We start from the raw sequence: 16090 nt of genomic DNA on the forward strand, positions 1-16090 counted from the left end.
ATGCTCACAGACTCAGACCGACCGACACGGCTTGCCAGACATTCCCTGCTTTAGCAAAAAATTCACCCTGCTACGCAGCGAAAGACACGGCATCAACAAGGAATTTCCGACCGCCGATCCCGACGACGGCATGGATCGCGCATCACCAGGGATGCACGATCCATTCATGCGGCTCACACTCTGAGATCCCAGAGAGAGAGCCGCCGTGGACTCAACTCCTCGTCCAGGGGCAAACCGATATCCCGCAGCATGCGCGGGGGCAGCCCGGAGACTGAATTGTTCATCGTGCGGCGGCGCAAGAGGCCCTCCAGCAGCGCAAAGACCATGCGCCGCCCACCGAACCGCTGAAGCAGCTCGTCGATCCTTTCGTTCAAGGGAATTTCAATCAGAGATTGTTCTTGAGACATGACTTGACCATCCCGGTTCGCGACAGCGACCAGGTCCTTTCGGTTGAAAAAATGATAGATGTCGGCCGGAAGAACGCGATGACACGCGCGCATCGACCTATCGGATCAAAAATTTGAGAAAGACGCCTAAACGGCTGGGAAAAGAGCCTAGAGGCTCATCGGGTGCATAGCACCGGCATATATACCGGGGCCGATACCGATCCGCCAGAAAGGCGCATGAACGAATGAAAATGAGTCATATGTCGCCTCCTGTAAGTTGAGAGTTGCGGATGGCGAAAACATGCCACGGGATTCTTCGCCCGACAAGACTGCAATCGAGAATTGCGTGAAAATGCCCGGTAGCGTGGCAAGACTGCAACATAATGTCGCAGTCGGCGCGGCTCAAACCAGACCGCCGACCGGCGGAGCGACAGACAGGCCCATGCCCTGCATCAGGCGACGGGTGGCGAAGTCCTGGCTTCCCGAAGTAAAGATGGCAAAATCAAAACCGTCGGGATGCTCAGCGCCCTCGACTTGGGGCACGAGGCGGCGCGCCTGGCGTGCGATGGCCTCGGCCGGATCGAGCCAATCCACCGGCCAAGGCGCCAACCTGCGAAAGACATTGGCGAGAAAAGGATAATGCGTACAGGCAAGCACCACGATATCGGTGCGCGCGCCATCCTGCTCAACGAAGCAGGGCGCGATCTCGGCAAGCACGTCGGCGTCGTCAACGGCATCGCCACGAATATAAGCTTCTGCGATCCGGGCGAGGTTTTCAGATCCGACAAGCCGGACATGGCATTGAGAGGCGAAGGACTGGATAAGGTCACGCGTGTAGGCACGTTTGACGGTTCCAGGCGTCGCCAACACCGATACGAGCCCAGATCGCGTCCGCTCCGCAGCGGGCTTGATCGCCGGCACGGTTCCGATGAACCGCATCGTTGGAAAGGCCAGCCGAAGCTCGGCACCAGCCAGTGTGAACGCGGTGTTGCAGGCCACAATCACCGCTTCGGGATCGTACCGATCGAGCAGCCTGTCAAAAAGATTGACGATCCTCGCCTTGAGCGGCGCTTCCTCCCAACCGCCATACGGAAATCCCGCATCATCCGCGACATAGATGAAGCCGCGCTCGGGCATCAGAAGGCGCGCCTCACGCAGAACGGTCAGCCCACCGATACCAGAATCGAAGACGAGGATCGGCTTCGAGCCGACCGTATCGCTATTACTTGCCGGCGCCTTCGTCATTCGATCCATCTTCCGCCACCACAGCCTTTATCGATGTGTTGATCTGCCCAGGCCGCGAAAAGCGGTCGAGCGACGTAATCACACCGCGAACCACATGGATTTCAGGCGTCGTGAAGGCCCGCCGGGTGAACACGGCGCGCAGATTGTCGATCATCCTCGGCTTTTTGTTGGCAGGATGAAAATACCCCCTGATGTCGAGTGCCTGCTCCAGGTGTTCGAACATGCCGATCACCTCCTCTTTCGTGGCCTGCGGCTGCTGCGGCGCGTCAAACGGCACGGCATGCGGGTCCTCGATCTCGGACTTCATCCATTCATAGGACATCAGAAGCACAGCCTGGGCGATATTGAGTGAGGCGAAGGCCGGATTGACCGGGAAGGTGACGATTTCGTCGGCAAGCGCCACATCCTCGTTCGATAGGCCCGATTTTTCCCGTCCGAACAGGATACCGGTCTTCTCGCCCGAACGGAACCGCTTGCGAAGCGTCTCTGCAGCGGTCACCGGTGAGCGCACGGGTTTGAAGCCGTCGCGAAAGCGTGCCGTGGTCGCATAGACGAAGTTCAGATCGGCAACAGCCTCTTCCAGCGTGTCGAACACCACGGTACCGTCGATGACGTGGTCTGCCTTCGCAGCTGCAGACCGGGCCTTATCGGAAGGCCAGCCGTCGCGGGGATTAACCAGCCGCAACTCAGCCAGTCCGAAATTTGCCATGGCCCGAGCCACCATTCCGATGTTTTCGCCGAGCTGCGGCTCCACCAAAATGATCGCCGGCCCCTCGGCCAGCATTTTGCGCTCGCTATTCGTTCCCGCCATGACATGCCCTTTTGAGATTACCGGGCTCCCCTTGGCACAAAATCACCGAACCATAAAGAGCCTGACTTATTCCTTGGGCCAGGCACCGGTAACACGGAAGGTGAGATAGTCTCGCGTAAAATCGGCATATTCGTTCTTGACGGAGGTCGACACATCCCCGCCGTTATAGTCGCGGTTCCAGAAATTATCGATCACCGCGCGACCACCCTCTTCGATGACATGGAAGATCACCCCAGGCTTTGACAAATCCGGTGTCAGACCGAAGCAGGATACCGCGTCGAAATAGACGGAGACGGGCGTGATGTCGCCGGATTTGGTCCCTGCTTCAATTCGAACCTTTTCAAGCTCACAGGAATCCTGACCACCAATGATGACATCATAACCGGTCATATAGCCGGCACCATCCTGGAGCTCATCCGTCTTCTGCGCAAGCCGGTACACCTCCACGAAGCTCTGGCTGTAGATCGTCGAAAGGAGCGTATCGTCGAAATAGCCGGACGCCTGCGCATCAGGTCCGCCCGCCTCTTTCCAACCGGCAACGCGCATGAGCACCTTGACGGGATCGCTCGGCTCGGAAGCCATGACGGTAGCTGCCGGGAGCGAAAGCAGCATGATCAGAGATCCGGTCAACACTCGGATCAATCTCATTGACCGCCAACCGCGAGCAGTTCCTCCTTGATCGACGTGCCCGACACGTGATCCACGACTGGATAAATATCGTCGATGACAGGCCGCCCATCTTCTGTCTCAACGTGAAAGATCAGGACCGTATCCTGCTGGTATTCGGCTTCCTTGCCGAAACAGCCGCGGTTCTTGAAAAGTGCGGTTACCTGCCCGTCTCCATCATTCTCGATACGGATATCCTCGAATGGGCAACCGTCCTGCCCCTGGGCAATCGGATCATAGGAAAAAGGAAAACCGGTGGTTTCGCCGTCTGCTATATCATAAGGCGGATTTTTCGATGCCTTGTAAAATGCCTCAGCGAAGCTCTTGCTGAACACGCGGTCTAGCCGATCCTTGCTGAAGACTTCCTCGTACTCGCCGCCCTCATCCCAATTGCGCGCAGTCGCCTCCACCACCTCTCGCACAGGATCCGTGTCATCAACGGCGTAGGCAAAAGGAGCAACCAGCAAATAGGACGAAAGGACGGCAGGCAGGACGCGCTTCATGGGACCTCTCCGGGCAGACGGTGTTGGGCATCGATATCCGGTCACACACAGACAGACAGTCGCCGGATCTGCTGCCAGTCCTAGCGCAATATTACGCCGCAATCTCGGACCAAGATTGGCACGACACGCCATGACCGGACGGCGAAAGTTCTATCCCCGAATTTCGCTGAATTCGCCCTCTCCTGTTTGCCTTGCTGTGAGAGAATGTTATAGGCAGCCATCGGCAGGGCGCCCTCCCCGCGCTCGGGCCACAGGCTCCAACCCCGTGAGGATATTCATGAGCAAGATCAAGGTAGCCAACCCGGTCGTCGATCTCGACGGCGACGAGATGACCCGCATCATTTGGCAGTTCATCAAGGAAAAGCTGATCCTGCCCTATCTCGATCTCGATATCGAATATTACGACCTCTCGGTGGAAAACCGCGATGCGACCAATGACCAGGTAACGGTCGATGCTGCCCACGCCATCAAGAAGCATGGCGTCGGCATCAAGTGCGCGACGATCACACCGGATGAGCAGCGCGTGAAGGAATTCAACCTGAAGGAAATGTGGAAGAGCCCGAACGGCACAATCCGCAACATCCTCGGCGGCGTGATCTTCCGCGAGCCGATCATCTGCAAGAACGTGCCCCGCCTCGTTCCCGGCTGGACCAAGCCGATCGTCGTTGGCCGTCATGCCTTCGGTGATCAGTACAAGGCAACCGACTTCAAGTTCCCCGGCAAGGGCAAGCTGACGATCAAGTTCGTCGGCGAAGATGGCGAAGTCATCGAAAAGGAAGTCTACAACGCGCCTGGCGCCGGCGTTGCCATGGCGATGTACAACCTCGACGAATCGATCCGCGAATTCGCACGCGCCTCGATGATGTACGGCCTGATGCGCAAGTGGCCGGTCTATCTGTCGACCAAGAACACCATCCTCAAGGCCTATGATGGTCGCTTCAAGGATATCTTCGAAGAAGTCTATCAGACAGAATTCAAGGCGAAGTTCGACGAAGTCGGCATCGTTTACGAACACCGCCTGATCGACGACATGGTCGCTTCCGCTCTGAAGTGGTCGGGTGGTTACGTCTGGGCCTGCAAGAACTATGACGGCGACGTTCAGTCAGACACCGTGGCACAGGGCTTCGGCTCGCTTGGCCTGATGACCTCTGTGCTCCTGTCGCCCGATGGCCGCACGGTTGAAGCTGAAGCGGCCCACGGCACGGTAACGCGTCACTACCGCCAGCATCAGAAGGGTCAGGAAACCTCGACCAACTCGATCGCCTCGATCTTCGCCTGGACCCGTGGCCTCGCCCACCGCGCCAAACTGGACGACAATGCCGAGCTCGCCAACTTCGCAACGACGCTCGAAAAGGTCTGCATCGACACCGTTGAAGCCGGTTACATGACCAAAGACCTGGCGCTGCTCATCGGTCCCGATCAGCCGTGGCTGTCGACCACCGCCTTCCTGGACAAGGTGGACGAAAACCTCAAGAAGGCCATGGCGGCCTGATTGAATCGATCCAAGATCGCATGACAAAACCCGGTCACGAAAGTGGCCGGGTTTTTACGTTTCGTCGCCATCTTCAGCGGCATCAATCGCCTCAAAGCGCTGACGAATGCTGCGCCCCAGTCTCTGACCGGAGATGTTCAAACCACCGATGGGAAGATCGAAACTTTCGAGCCGCTCCGGATCGTCTTCGTTGACATAGCGGATGGCAACGATCCAACGCCCACCGGCACGCCGCTGCGCCACATCAACGATATTGACCCAACCGATCCGGGTATCTGTCGGAAAATGAATGATTTCTTCGTCATTCAATTCGATAACGGGCTTCATGGCCGCCATCAGACGCTTCAGCCCCCTATGGAGAGCCACATAGCTACCAACGAAAAACAACAGATACAGAAGAAAAGAGAGGGAGGCCCAGTTCCCGGCCAGCAACTGGCTAAGCAGCCCCCCTGCGGCGATCGCAATCATGATCGCCGCGGTAACGGCAAACATCAGGCCCGGCGCACGGCGCGGATAGGCAATCTGGACGTTTAATGACAACGGTTCAGTGGGCATGAAATCTCATATCGCGATGTAGCCCTCTCCACAATTGTTGACCGTCCTGAGCTCAACAGTGCTTTCGCCTTCGGCACGTCCGCCCGACGACCTCATCGCGGGAGATCGTTCACGCCCGACCCGAGACGATGACTACGGCGTTAACGCCTCGAGCGCTGTCGATACTGGCTCAACGCGATGACCGCCTTTTTGAATTGCGGGTGCTTCATACTCGACGGCAGTCAACCGATCCCGGCCGGCTTTCTTGGAAACGTAGAGCGCCCTGTCGGCGGCTGCCAGAGCAAGATTGAAATCAAGGTCGCCCTCGGGAAGTATGGCCGCCCCAATACTGACGGTCAGATGGAAGTGACGCCCCTCAAAACCAAAGGATTTGCGGCGAACACATTCCAAAAATGTCTCCAGGATCTGAACCCTGCCATTCGCGATCGACGCGGTCAGGTAGATCCCAAATTCCTCGCCCCCTAGACGGCCGCACTGCGCGCCGACAGGCAATTTCGACAGCAGCTCTTCGGCAAGCATACGCAGCGCCGCGTCACCAGCTCCGTGGCCGTGGTTGTCGTTGATCTGTTTAAAATGATCGGCATCAATCAACGCCATCACGGCCCCGGCAGCCGACCCGCCACTCTTTTGCCGATCGCGGCAAACCGCATTCAGAAATGCTCTGCGATTTTGAAGACCGGTGAGGAAGTCAACTTCGGACGCGCGCTTGTAGTTCAGCGACATCCGTTCATGGACCATGGAGAAGATTGCCAGGGCGGCAAACAGCGCTTGAATGAAGTACTCGAACAGCAAAGCGCCGTACCAGATGGTCGCATGACCATCCTGGATGGTCGGCTGATCGATAGCAATCAAAACCAGACGAACAAGATAGAACAACCCATGCAAGCCGAAAGCAAAAATCGCGAAGCGTCTCGCGGGTAATGGCTCTGTGGAATGACCTTGATGGACAACGAGAGCGACCATCAAAGAGTAAGCTGCGTAAAGGACCGAAGCGAACAACACCCGCGCCGACAGGTTGTTTGAAAACTCGGGCCAGAACGCGAACAGCGCCAGCCACACACCTCCGCCGAAGAAGGCGATTGGCACCGCACCTGCCACCCTGCGCTGGTCGAATGCAAGACAGCCGAGCCATACAAGACCCAATGCCCAAATCGACAGCGAATTGCCCATCCCCAAGCTTAGAAGATCCGGAATGACATCACGCAAAGCCAGCAAAAACAGACCGATGCATGCTACCCAGAAGCCTGCGGTCCAGCACACAAGTGCTTTGTTCGACCGATCGGACATCCAAAGCAGAGTGAGGAAGATAGACACGATCACAAATGCCGCCGAAAGGCAGAGCATAAGACTAGGGATATGAAACAGCCGGTCCAACGAAAGCCCTTGCCTGTGATGCGAAACGTCGAACTCGCCCCTTCAAATTAAGGGGAAGCATTGGCATCCTTGCCTTCGCCAAAAAAGGCTGGCCCGCTAGACCAGCCTCCATCTGTCGCAAAAATGCGTCAGTTCAGCGCAGCCGCAACGGCTTCGATCGCCTCATCCGCGCGCGCGCCATCCGGACCACCAGCCTGAGCCATATCCGGACGACCACCGCCACCTTTGCCGCCCAGCGTAGTGGACGCAATTCGCACGAGATCAACGGCACTGAAGCGCCCAGTCAGATCCGGTGTAACCGAGACGACGGAACTGGCCTTTCCATCATCCCCAACGGCAATCAGGACGACCACAGCACTCTCCAAGCCTGACTTGGCATCATCAGCGAGGCCCTTGAGATCTTTGGCATCGACGCCGGACAGACTGCGGCCGATGAAGTTGATGCCATTGATCACACGCGGTGCATCCACACCGGCCGTGCCGCCGCCCATGGCAAGCTTACGCTTGGCATCCGCGAGTTCCTTCTCGAGCTTGCGACGCTCGTCAACAAGCGCCTCGACGCGCGACACGACATCGCCGGCCTGAACCTTCAATGACGAGGCAAGCGCCTTGATCCGTTCATCCTGCTCAGAGAGATAGGTCCGTGCGGCCTCGCCTGTCAGTGCCTCGATACGGCGAACCCCGGCGCCCACCGCGCTCTCGGCCACAAGACGGACCAGACCGATATCACCGGTGGCGTTGACATGTGTGCCCCCGCAGAGTTCGATCGAATAGGGTTTTCCGGCCTTTTCGCCGCGCACAGCGGTGCCCATCGATACCACGCGGACTTCGTCACCATATTTTTCGCCGAACAGCGCCATCGCGCCTTCTGCAATCGCGTCGTCCACGGCCATCAGGCGGGTGGTGACTGGCGCGTTCTGCAAGATGATCTCGTTCGCCATTTCTTCGACGATCTTCAACTCTTCGGCCGTAACCGGCTTCGGATGGGAGATGTCGAAGCGCAAGCGCTCCGGCGCGACCAGCGACCCCTTCTGGGCCACATGCGTTCCAAGCACTTCGCGCAGCGCCTCATGCAGCAGATGCGTAGCCGAATGGTTGGACCGCAGACGCGAGCGGCGCGCGTGGTCAACGGTCAGCGTGACCGGCACACCTGCCGTGACAATCCCGTTGGAAACGGTCGCGACATGGACGAATACGCCCTCGCCCTTCTTCTGGGTGTCCGTAACGTGAAGCGAGAAGCCTTCACCGACGATCACGCCAGCATCGCCTGTCTGACCACCGGATTCGCCGTAGAAAGGCGTCTGATTGACGACAATCTGAACCTCGGCACCTGCGTCAGCACGCTCGATGACCTTGCCGTCCTGAACGATTGCCAAGACCTGACCTTCGGCAGTTTCGGACGAATAGCCGAGGAACTCGGTCGCTCCGAACTTCTCCTTGAGCTCGAACCAAACGGTCTCCGTTGCCTTGTCGCCCGAACCCGACCAGCTGGCTCGCGCCTCGGCCTTCTGTCGCTGCATTGCGTCGTTAAACCCGGTCAGATCGACGTGAATGCCACGGCCACGCAAAGCATCCTGGGTCAGGTCCAGCGGGAAGCCGTAGGTATCATAAAGCTTGAAAGCGGTTTCGCCATCGAGCTTGTCACCATCATTGAGATCAGCGGTCGCATCAGACAGCAAGGTCAGACCGCGCTCCAGTGTCTTGCGGAAGCGCGATTCTTCAAGCTTGAGAGTCTCTGAAATCAACGGCTCAGCACGGACGAGCTCAGGATAGGCGCGCCCCATCTGCTGAACGAGCACGGGCAAGAGCTTGTAAATGATCGGATCATGCGCACCCAGCAACTGTGCGTGACGCATGGCGCGACGCATGATGCGGCGCAGAACGTATCCACGGCCTTCGTTAGACGGCAACACGCCATCGGCAATCAGGAAGGCCGACGAGCGCAGGTGATCCGCAATCACCCGATGGCTGGCACGGCGTTCGCCCTCGGCCTTGACACCTGTGAGCTCGACCGAGGCATCAATGAGAGCACGGAAAAGATCGATTTCATAATTGTCATGCTTGCCCTGGAGAAGAGCAGCGACACGTTCAAGGCCCATGCCAGTATCGATCGAAGGGCGCGGCAGATTGACGCGTTCTTCCTTGGTGACCTGCTCATACTGCATGAAGACGAGATTCCAGATCTCGATGAACCGATCGCCGTCCTCATCCGCCGATCCAGGAGGGCCGCCCCAGATATGATCGCCGTGGTCATAGAAAATCTCAGAGCATGGACCGCAAGGCCCGGTATCGCCCATGGCCCAGAAGTTGTCGCTGGTCGGGATGCGAATGATCCGATCATCCGTCAGACCGGCAATCTTCTTCCACAGGCCATGCGCCTCGTCATCGGTGTGATAGACCGTGACCAGGAGACGGTTCTTGTCGATGCCGAATTCCTTGGTGATCAGATTCCAGGCGAGCTCAATCGCGCGTTCCTTGAAGTAATCGCCGAAGGAGAAGTTGCCCAGCATCTCAAAGAAGGTGTGGTGGCGCGCCGTATAGCCGACATTGTCCAGGTCATTGTGTTTGCCACCCGCACGCACACATTTCTGCGCGGTAACCGCCGTCGAATAGGGGCGCTGTTCAAGGCCGGTGAACACGTTCTTGAACTGAACCATGCCGGCATTGGTGAACATCAGCGTCGGGTCATTGCGCGGGACCAGCGGGCTCGATGAAACGACCTCATGACCGTTCGTCTTGAAGTAATCGAGAAAAGTCGACCGGATGTCGTTTACACCGCTCATGTCACGCCCTTCATTCAGGCCAGTTTTCGGCCATTTCGCAAAATCAATGGCTTTTATCGCCCGTCAGGATCGCTGTCCAGCGGCGCAATGGAAAACCGGCCGCGTCTCCCTCGAAACGCGGCCGGTTTAAGATCAAATCAGAGATCAGGAGATCTCACGCATCATCAGCACCGTCACCATCATTGGCATCCGGCCCACCATTCTGCAGGAACTTCTCCGCGATCAGGCCGGCATTTTGCCGCAAGGCCATCTCGATTTCCTGGGCAACGGCCGGATTGTCGCGCAAGAAGAGCTTGGCATTCTCGCGCCCCTGCCCCAACCGTTGACTGTTGTAGGAGAACCAGGCACCCGACTTCTCGACAATCCCCGCCTTGACACCAAGGTCAACCAGTTCGCCGGTCTTCGACACGCCCTCGCCATACATGATGTCGAATTCGACTTGCTTGAAGGGAGGCGCCATCTTGTTTTTCACGACCTTGACGCGGGTCTGGTTGCCGACCACCTCTTCACGATCCTTGACCGCGCCGATACGGCGGATATCGAGGCGCACCGAAGCATAGAACTTCAGCGCATTGCCGCCAGTCGTGGTTTCCGGCGAGCCGAACATGACACCGATCTTCATACGGATCTGGTTGATGAAAATCACCATGGTCTTCGACTTCGAAATCGAAGCCGTGAGCTTGCGCAGTGCCTGACTCATCAAGCGCGCCTGAAGGCCAGGCAGGCTATCACCCATTTCCCCTTCGATTTCCGCACGCGGCGTCAGCGCCGCCACCGAGTCGACAACAAGCACGTCAACCGCGCCGGAACGCACCAACGTATCGGTAATTTCAAGCGCCTGCTCACCGGTATCTGGTTGCGAAATCAGAAGATTTTGCAGGTCAACGCCAAGTTTGCGCGCATAGACCGGATCAAGTGCGTGTTCAGCGTCAACAAACGCGCAAATGCCACCTTTTTTCTGGGCTTCTGCAATGGTCTGAAGCGCCAGCGTCGTCTTACCCGAGCTTTCAGGCCCGTAAATTTCAATGATACGCCCCTTCGGCAGACCGCCTATGCCGAGTGCGATATCCAGGCTGAGAGAACCGGTCGAGACCGTCTCGACTTCGACCACACTCTCGTTCGCGCCGAGTTTCATGATCGAGCCCTTGCCGAACGATCGTTCGATCTGCGAGAGCGCCGCTTCCAATGCCTTGCTTTTATCCACCGATTTGTCCTCTACCAGCCGCAAAGAATTCTGTGCCATTCGATCCACCTTTAGGTTATTGAAGCCGCATAGGCAATGAAGCCGCCGATGGACAATATGTACACTTTTTGTTCTCATTTTGCAAGAGCCACTCAAGCCTCTGGAATTAATGAACTTTCCGTCTCGCGTTCGAACTTTGTTCCAGGCAAAAGACGAGGGGTAAGGACCTGGCAGCCTACCGACGCGACGAAACGCTGCGGCACTGCCCGATTCGCTCTTCAGCCAGGCTTTGGGGGCTCAGATGAACCTTGATCTCCTGGCCATCGGCGGGGCCCATATCGACCGGCGCGGGCGCATCTTCGGGGAGACAAAACCGGGGGCAAGCAATCCCGGCAAATGGTTCGAGGAGGTTGGCGGCGGCGTCTTCAATGCCGCATCGAACCTGTCGAGACTTGGCCGAAACGTCCGATTGATCGCTCCGCGTGGCGGCGATGCGGCCGGTTCGCAGGTGTCCGAGGCCGCCGAGAGAGCAGGGCTGGACGACCAGCCGGTAATGTTTCTCGACCGTGCCACCCCGAGTTATACCGCGATCCTGGAACGAGACGGCAATCTTGTGATCGCATTGGCCGACATGGCGCTCTACGACGCCTTTGTCGCACGAAGGTTGCGGGCGCGCAGCATGCGTGACAGCCTCGATGACGCGAATTATGTGCTCTGCGACGCCAATCTTCCGGCCGACACACTGTCTGCGCTATCGAAAGACTGCGCAGCCCGCGGACGACCACTCGCGGCTATCGCGATTTCCCCCGCCAAGGTGATGAAGCTGCATGGCGCTGTCGCTCATCTCGACCACCTCTTCATGAACAGCGCCGAGGCGGAAGCAATTGCCGGCGAACGCGCCAGAACACCAGAGGATTGGCCTCGCCTCCTCAAATCTTGCGGACTGCGCGGCGGAACAGTGACGAATGGGAGCGGTCCAGCCGTCGCCTTTGCCGGCAATCAGGTTGCTGTGATCGAGCCGACAGCACTGTCCGAAGTTGCGGATGTCACGGGTGCCGGTGACGCCTTCGCATCCGGATTTCTCGATGCGCTTATGTCCGGCGCCGACCTCGCGGAGCGTCTTCGCCGCGCCGTCGCCTGCGCCGCGATCACGCTTCGAACCGCGCGGGCTACGGATGAAAACCTGTCGCAGGTGCAGCTCGACACGCAAATGGCCCTTGTCCCGCACGCCCGTTTCCTGCCATGAGGGCATGATCTACCAAAGAGAGTTCCGTCATGACACGTCCCGTCTCCCCGCTCCTGCCGATCACCTATTCGAGCGAAGTCAGCGCCGCAAAGCAGCGCGGCGCGCCAATCGTCGCGCTTGAGTCGACCATCATCACCCATGGCATGCCCTATCCCGGCAATATCGAAATGGCCCGGAGTGTCGAGGACATCATTCGCCAACAGGGCGCTGTCCCCGCGACGATCGCAGTGATCAAGGGCATGCTGCATATCGGGCTTGAGCCGCAGGAACTCGAGACCCTGGCCCAACTCGACAATGTCATGAAAGTTTCCCGCGCCGATCTTGCCTTTGCTATCGCCGAGCGTCGCCATGGCGCAACCACGGTGGCTGCAACGATGATTGCAGCCTCGCGCGCCGGCATCAAGGTGTTCGCAACGGGTGGCATCGGCGGCGTGCATCGCGGTGCCGAAGAGAGCTTTGACATCTCGGCCGACCTGGAAGAGCTGGCCTGCACCGGCGTCATCGTGGTCTGCGCTGGCGCCAAGGCGATTCTTGATGTGCCGAAAACGCTGGAAGTCCTGGAAACACGCGGCGTACCGGTTGTAACCTATGACTCGGAAGAGTTTCCGGCATTCTGGTCCCGCGCATCCGGTCTGCGCAGCCCCTTGAGCCTGCCGAGCCCGGCTGCGATCGCCAACTTCCAGAAGACGCGCGATCAGCTTGGCATTGATGGCGGCATGCTGATCGCCAATCCGGTACCGGAAGCCGACGAGATCCCGCGCGAAGAGATGGAAATCTATATTGGCCGGGCACTCGCCAATGCCGAGCGTGACGAGATCACTGGTAAGGCCGTGACCCCTTATCTGCTCGATAATATCTTCCATTTGACGGGTGGCCGCAGCCTGAAGACCAATATTGCCCTCGTTGAAAACAATGCCCGCCTCGCAGCTGAGATTGCCGTGGCCATGGGCAGCTGAACGGGCTTAAGATCAAGGTCGACCGATTAAAAGAAAACCGCCAGCTCACGCTGGCGGTTTTCTTTTATGCACAACACGACATCCTGTCGCTTGCGTCAGGTTTCGCCATCGAGCATTTCGCGGACCGCAACCGCCAACTGCTTGAGCGAGAAGGGTTTGGGAAGGAAACCAAACTTGGCATCGGCCGGGAGGTTGCGCGCAAAAGCGTCCTCAGCATAGCCCGATACAAAGATGAACTTCAGGTCTGGATAGCTCTTGCGCAGTTCTGTCAGAAGCGTTGGGCCGTCCATCTCTGGCATGACAACGTCCGAAACGACAATATCCACCTGACCATTCAGCTCATCCATAATGTCGAGCGCCTCGACGCCGGAGCCCGCCTCGTGCACCGTATAGCCACGCGTCTCGAGCATGCGCTTGCCGCCGCGGCGGACAGCTTCCTCGTCCTCGACAAGCAAGACCACGGCGGACTTGCCGGTCAGGTCTTTCTGTTCGGCCGCCGCGCCATTTTCGGAAGGTGGCACGACTGTAATCGTGTCTCCATCGATGACGGCAGTTGCCTGCCCGGTCTCGTTGACAGGCTGAACGTCAGGAATATGACGCGGCAGGAAGATCCTAAACGCAGTACCCTTGCCGACTTCGGACTCCGGATAGATGTAGCCGCCAGACTGTTTGACGATGCCATAGACCATGGCAAGTCCAAGTCCGGTGCCCTTGCCCACTTCCTTTGTGGTAAAGAATGGCTCGAAGATCTTGTCCATGATCTCGGGCGCAATGCCCGTTCCCGTATCGGCAACCTCGATCAGCACCATGTCTTCGGCCGGCAGTCCGCGATAATTGAAGGCCTCCGCCTCCGCAGCGGAAATGTTGCGCGTCGAAACCGTCAGAGCACCGCCTTGCGGCATGGCATCTCGCGCATTGACGCAGAGATTGATCAGTACCTGCTCGAACTGTGACAGATCGGTTTTCACCGGCCAGAGGTCACGTCCATATTCGACCTTCAGCTTGACATTGGTGCCCGAAATCAAACGATCGACCAACATGCGCAGATCGCCGATGACGTCGGTCAGATTCAAGACCGATGGCCGCATCGTCTGCTTGCGCGAGAAGGCCAGCAACTGGCGCACCAGAACGGCGGCACGGTTGGCATTGCGTTTGATTTCCATCAGATCGGCAAAGCTCGCGTCCGATGGCCGTGCCTGCAGGAGCAGGTGATCGGACGACAGAAGGATGGCCGTCAGCACGTTGTTGAAGTCATGTGCAATGCCGCCCGCAAGTGTGCCCACCGCATTCATCTTCTGCGTCTGCGCCATTTGCGCCTCAAGCGCCTTCTGGTCGGTGACGTCGACGGCATAGACGATGGCCGCCTCTTCGGGCGCCTCGTCGCTCTGGTCGATCACAGCATTGACGTAAAAACGGAAATTGCGCGCGTCATTGCTTGGGTGACGGCTGTCGATTGGCGAAATATCGACCTGCCGGTCCTTTGCCGAGGCCAGTGCACGGCGAAACTCCTCGCGTTCGCTCTCATGCAGCACGACCTCGATCCGCTCCTGGCGGTCGATTTCGTCGCGAGAAATGATGTCGGAGAACAGCTTCATGAACGGCGCATTGGTGCGCAGGATGCGGCCTTCGCCGTCCACGGAAGCAATCGCCATCGGCGTATTGTTGAAGAAACGGGTAAACCGCATAGATGCGACCGAATCCGACTGATCGGAGCCATCGCCCTGCTGGCGGGACAATACGATCGAGCGGCTTTCGCCCGGCGCACCGTCACGGGCGGCCCGAACCCGGTGGACAAGGCGCACGGGCAGGCTCTGACCGTTGGTACGGCGCAGATCGAGATCCAGCGTTTCAGTGCGTGACTGGCCGGGCTCCGCCTGAACCGAATCGATCAGCGCCATGCCCTCACCCGCCACGAGGTCGGAAATCGAGAGAGAGCCAGGATTGAACTGCGTCAGGTCTACGCCCAGCCATTCTGCAAGCGTCGCGTTCAGATAGTAGATCTCACCCTTGCGACCGGCAGAGAAGAAGCCGGCAGGCGCATGATCGAGATAGTCGATCGCGTGCTGCAATTCCTTAAAGAACCGCTCCTGATCGTCCCGCTCTATCGTGATGTCGGACAATTGCCAGACATGCAGGCCTTTGCCCCGTCCCTCACCAGGCAGGAGCCTTGCCTTGAGACGATACCAGTGTGCGCCAGAGCCATTGGCCGTCTGGCTGCCAAGCGGCTTCAACAGCCGAAATTCCTCGTAGGTTTCGCGCCCTTCGCGCAAACCATTGGTCAATCGATACAAGGCCTCGCTGGATTCGCGGTGACGCGACAATAAAGCTTCCAGCGTCTGGACGTCCGTGGCCTTCTGTGCGCCGGTCATCGCGCCATAGGCGGTATTGGCATAGACGATACGGCCCTGCTCGTCGGTGATCAGCGTGCCTTCCGGCTGGCTCGCAAGAAACCGTCTCGACAAGCTGTCGCCCTGCGGCTGCGGCATGACTTCGACAAAACCGATCACGGCGGAAACGATGAAGAAAATCCCCATCATCGCCAACACGCCAAGGATTCCGAGAAAGAGTTCGTTGTCCAGTTGCTCGCGGAAGAACACGAAGGCAGCCGAAGCGGCGATCAGCACCAGCGCCAGGACGAGAATGCGCAATGCCGTACCGGCACCGCCGCGGCGCTCGACCAGGGCGCCCTCTCCGTCGCGGTCCGTCTGTTGTCGTGTCATCAATGCCTCTCGCTCATCACGCGCCCCCGTCAACGTCAACGAGAATCGTGCAGCTTCTGTTTATCAACTTGGCTTGCCTGCAAAAAGCAAAGAAAGGGTTCAAGACCCGCCTTGAGCGGCCTATCCCACAGGAATGCCGCAATCAGTGGCCATTCTCTCTCATTTGATCG

13 protein-coding genes are annotated in these 16090 nt (G+C 58.3%); 3 read left to right on the plus strand and 10 right to left on the minus strand.

The window, feature by feature from the left end; all coding sequences use genetic code 11:
- Nucleotides 1-173 precede the first annotated feature (173 nt).
- The 5 genes from IP76_RS13085 to IP76_RS13105 all read right to left on the minus strand — a co-directional run bounded on the left by IP76_RS13085 (nt 174) and on the right by IP76_RS13105 (nt 3611).
- Nucleotides 174-500, minus strand: a complete 327-nt coding sequence (locus tag IP76_RS13085) for a DUF1127 domain-containing protein (protein WP_245281456.1) — start codon at nt 498-500, stop codon at nt 174-176.
- 288 nt (nt 501-788) lie between these two features.
- Complete coding sequence (gene murI / locus IP76_RS13090; RefSeq protein ID WP_054158662.1) at nt 789-1631, minus strand: glutamate racemase; 843 nt, start codon at nt 1629-1631, stop codon at nt 789-791.
- Nucleotides 1609-2442: an RNA methyltransferase gene (locus tag IP76_RS13095; RefSeq protein WP_054158663.1), complete on the minus strand. Its 834-nt coding sequence runs from the start codon at nt 2440-2442 to the stop codon at nt 1609-1611. Before IP76_RS13095 ends, murI begins: the two co-directional genes overlap by 23 nt.
- 66 nt (nt 2443-2508) lie before the next feature.
- The gene (locus tag IP76_RS13100; RefSeq protein ID WP_156318566.1) at nt 2509-3054 is read right to left on the minus strand and encodes a hypothetical protein; all 546 of its coding nucleotides are present in this window, start codon (nt 3052-3054) and stop codon (nt 2509-2511) included.
- A 32-nt stretch (nt 3055-3086) separates the two neighbouring features.
- Nucleotides 3087-3611, minus strand: coding sequence for a hypothetical protein (locus IP76_RS13105; RefSeq protein WP_054158665.1), 525 nt, complete (start codon nt 3609-3611; stop codon nt 3087-3089).
- Between the two features lie 277 nt (nt 3612-3888).
- Here IP76_RS13105 and IP76_RS13110 point away from each other — a divergent pair, with 277 nt between their 5' ends.
- On the plus strand, nt 3889-5103 hold the full coding sequence (locus IP76_RS13110; protein WP_054158666.1) for an NADP-dependent isocitrate dehydrogenase: 1215 nt from the start codon (nt 3889-3891) through the stop codon (nt 5101-5103).
- Between the two features lie 54 nt (nt 5104-5157).
- On the opposite strand, the gene IP76_RS13115 is transcribed toward IP76_RS13110, so the two are convergent.
- The 4 genes from IP76_RS13115 to recA form a co-directional block, all read right to left on the minus strand.
- Nucleotides 5158-5658 (minus strand): hypothetical protein, encoded by a 501-nt coding sequence (locus IP76_RS13115; RefSeq protein WP_054158667.1) that lies wholly within the window; start codon nt 5656-5658, stop codon nt 5158-5160.
- Nucleotides 5659-5790: 132 nt separating this feature from the next.
- Nucleotides 5791-7032, minus strand: a complete 1242-nt coding sequence (locus tag IP76_RS13120) for a GGDEF domain-containing protein (protein WP_054158668.1) — start codon at nt 7030-7032, stop codon at nt 5791-5793.
- A gap of 128 nt (nt 7033-7160) precedes the next feature.
- Nucleotides 7161-9815, minus strand: coding sequence for an alanine--tRNA ligase (gene alaS, locus IP76_RS13125; RefSeq protein WP_054158669.1), 2655 nt, complete (start codon nt 9813-9815; stop codon nt 7161-7163).
- A 154-nt stretch (nt 9816-9969) separates the two neighbouring features.
- The gene (gene recA / locus IP76_RS13130; RefSeq protein WP_054158670.1) at nt 9970-11058 is read right to left on the minus strand and encodes a recombinase RecA; all 1089 of its coding nucleotides are present in this window, start codon (nt 11056-11058) and stop codon (nt 9970-9972) included.
- Nucleotides 11059-11299: 241 nt separating this feature from the next.
- Here recA and IP76_RS13135 point away from each other — a divergent pair, with 241 nt between their 5' ends.
- A complete protein-coding gene (locus tag IP76_RS13135) occupies nt 11300-12244 on the plus strand; it encodes a carbohydrate kinase family protein (RefSeq protein WP_054158671.1) in 945 nt (314 codons plus the stop codon).
- Nucleotides 12245-12273: 29 nt separating this feature from the next.
- Nucleotides 12274-13200 (plus strand): pseudouridine-5'-phosphate glycosidase, encoded by a 927-nt coding sequence (locus tag IP76_RS13140; protein ID WP_054158672.1) that lies wholly within the window; start codon nt 12274-12276, stop codon nt 13198-13200.
- 95 nt (nt 13201-13295) lie between these two features.
- Here IP76_RS13140 and cckA read toward each other — a convergent pair whose 3' ends face one another.
- Nucleotides 13296-15920 (minus strand): cell cycle histidine kinase CckA, encoded by a 2625-nt coding sequence (cckA, locus tag IP76_RS13145; RefSeq protein ID WP_054158673.1) that lies wholly within the window; start codon nt 15918-15920, stop codon nt 13296-13298.
- Nucleotides 15921-16090: the final 170 nt, after the last annotated feature.

This window comes from Rhizobium sp. AAP43, assembly GCF_001296045.1.
Classification (GTDB): domain Bacteria; phylum Pseudomonadota; class Alphaproteobacteria; order Rhizobiales; family Rhizobiaceae; genus Allorhizobium.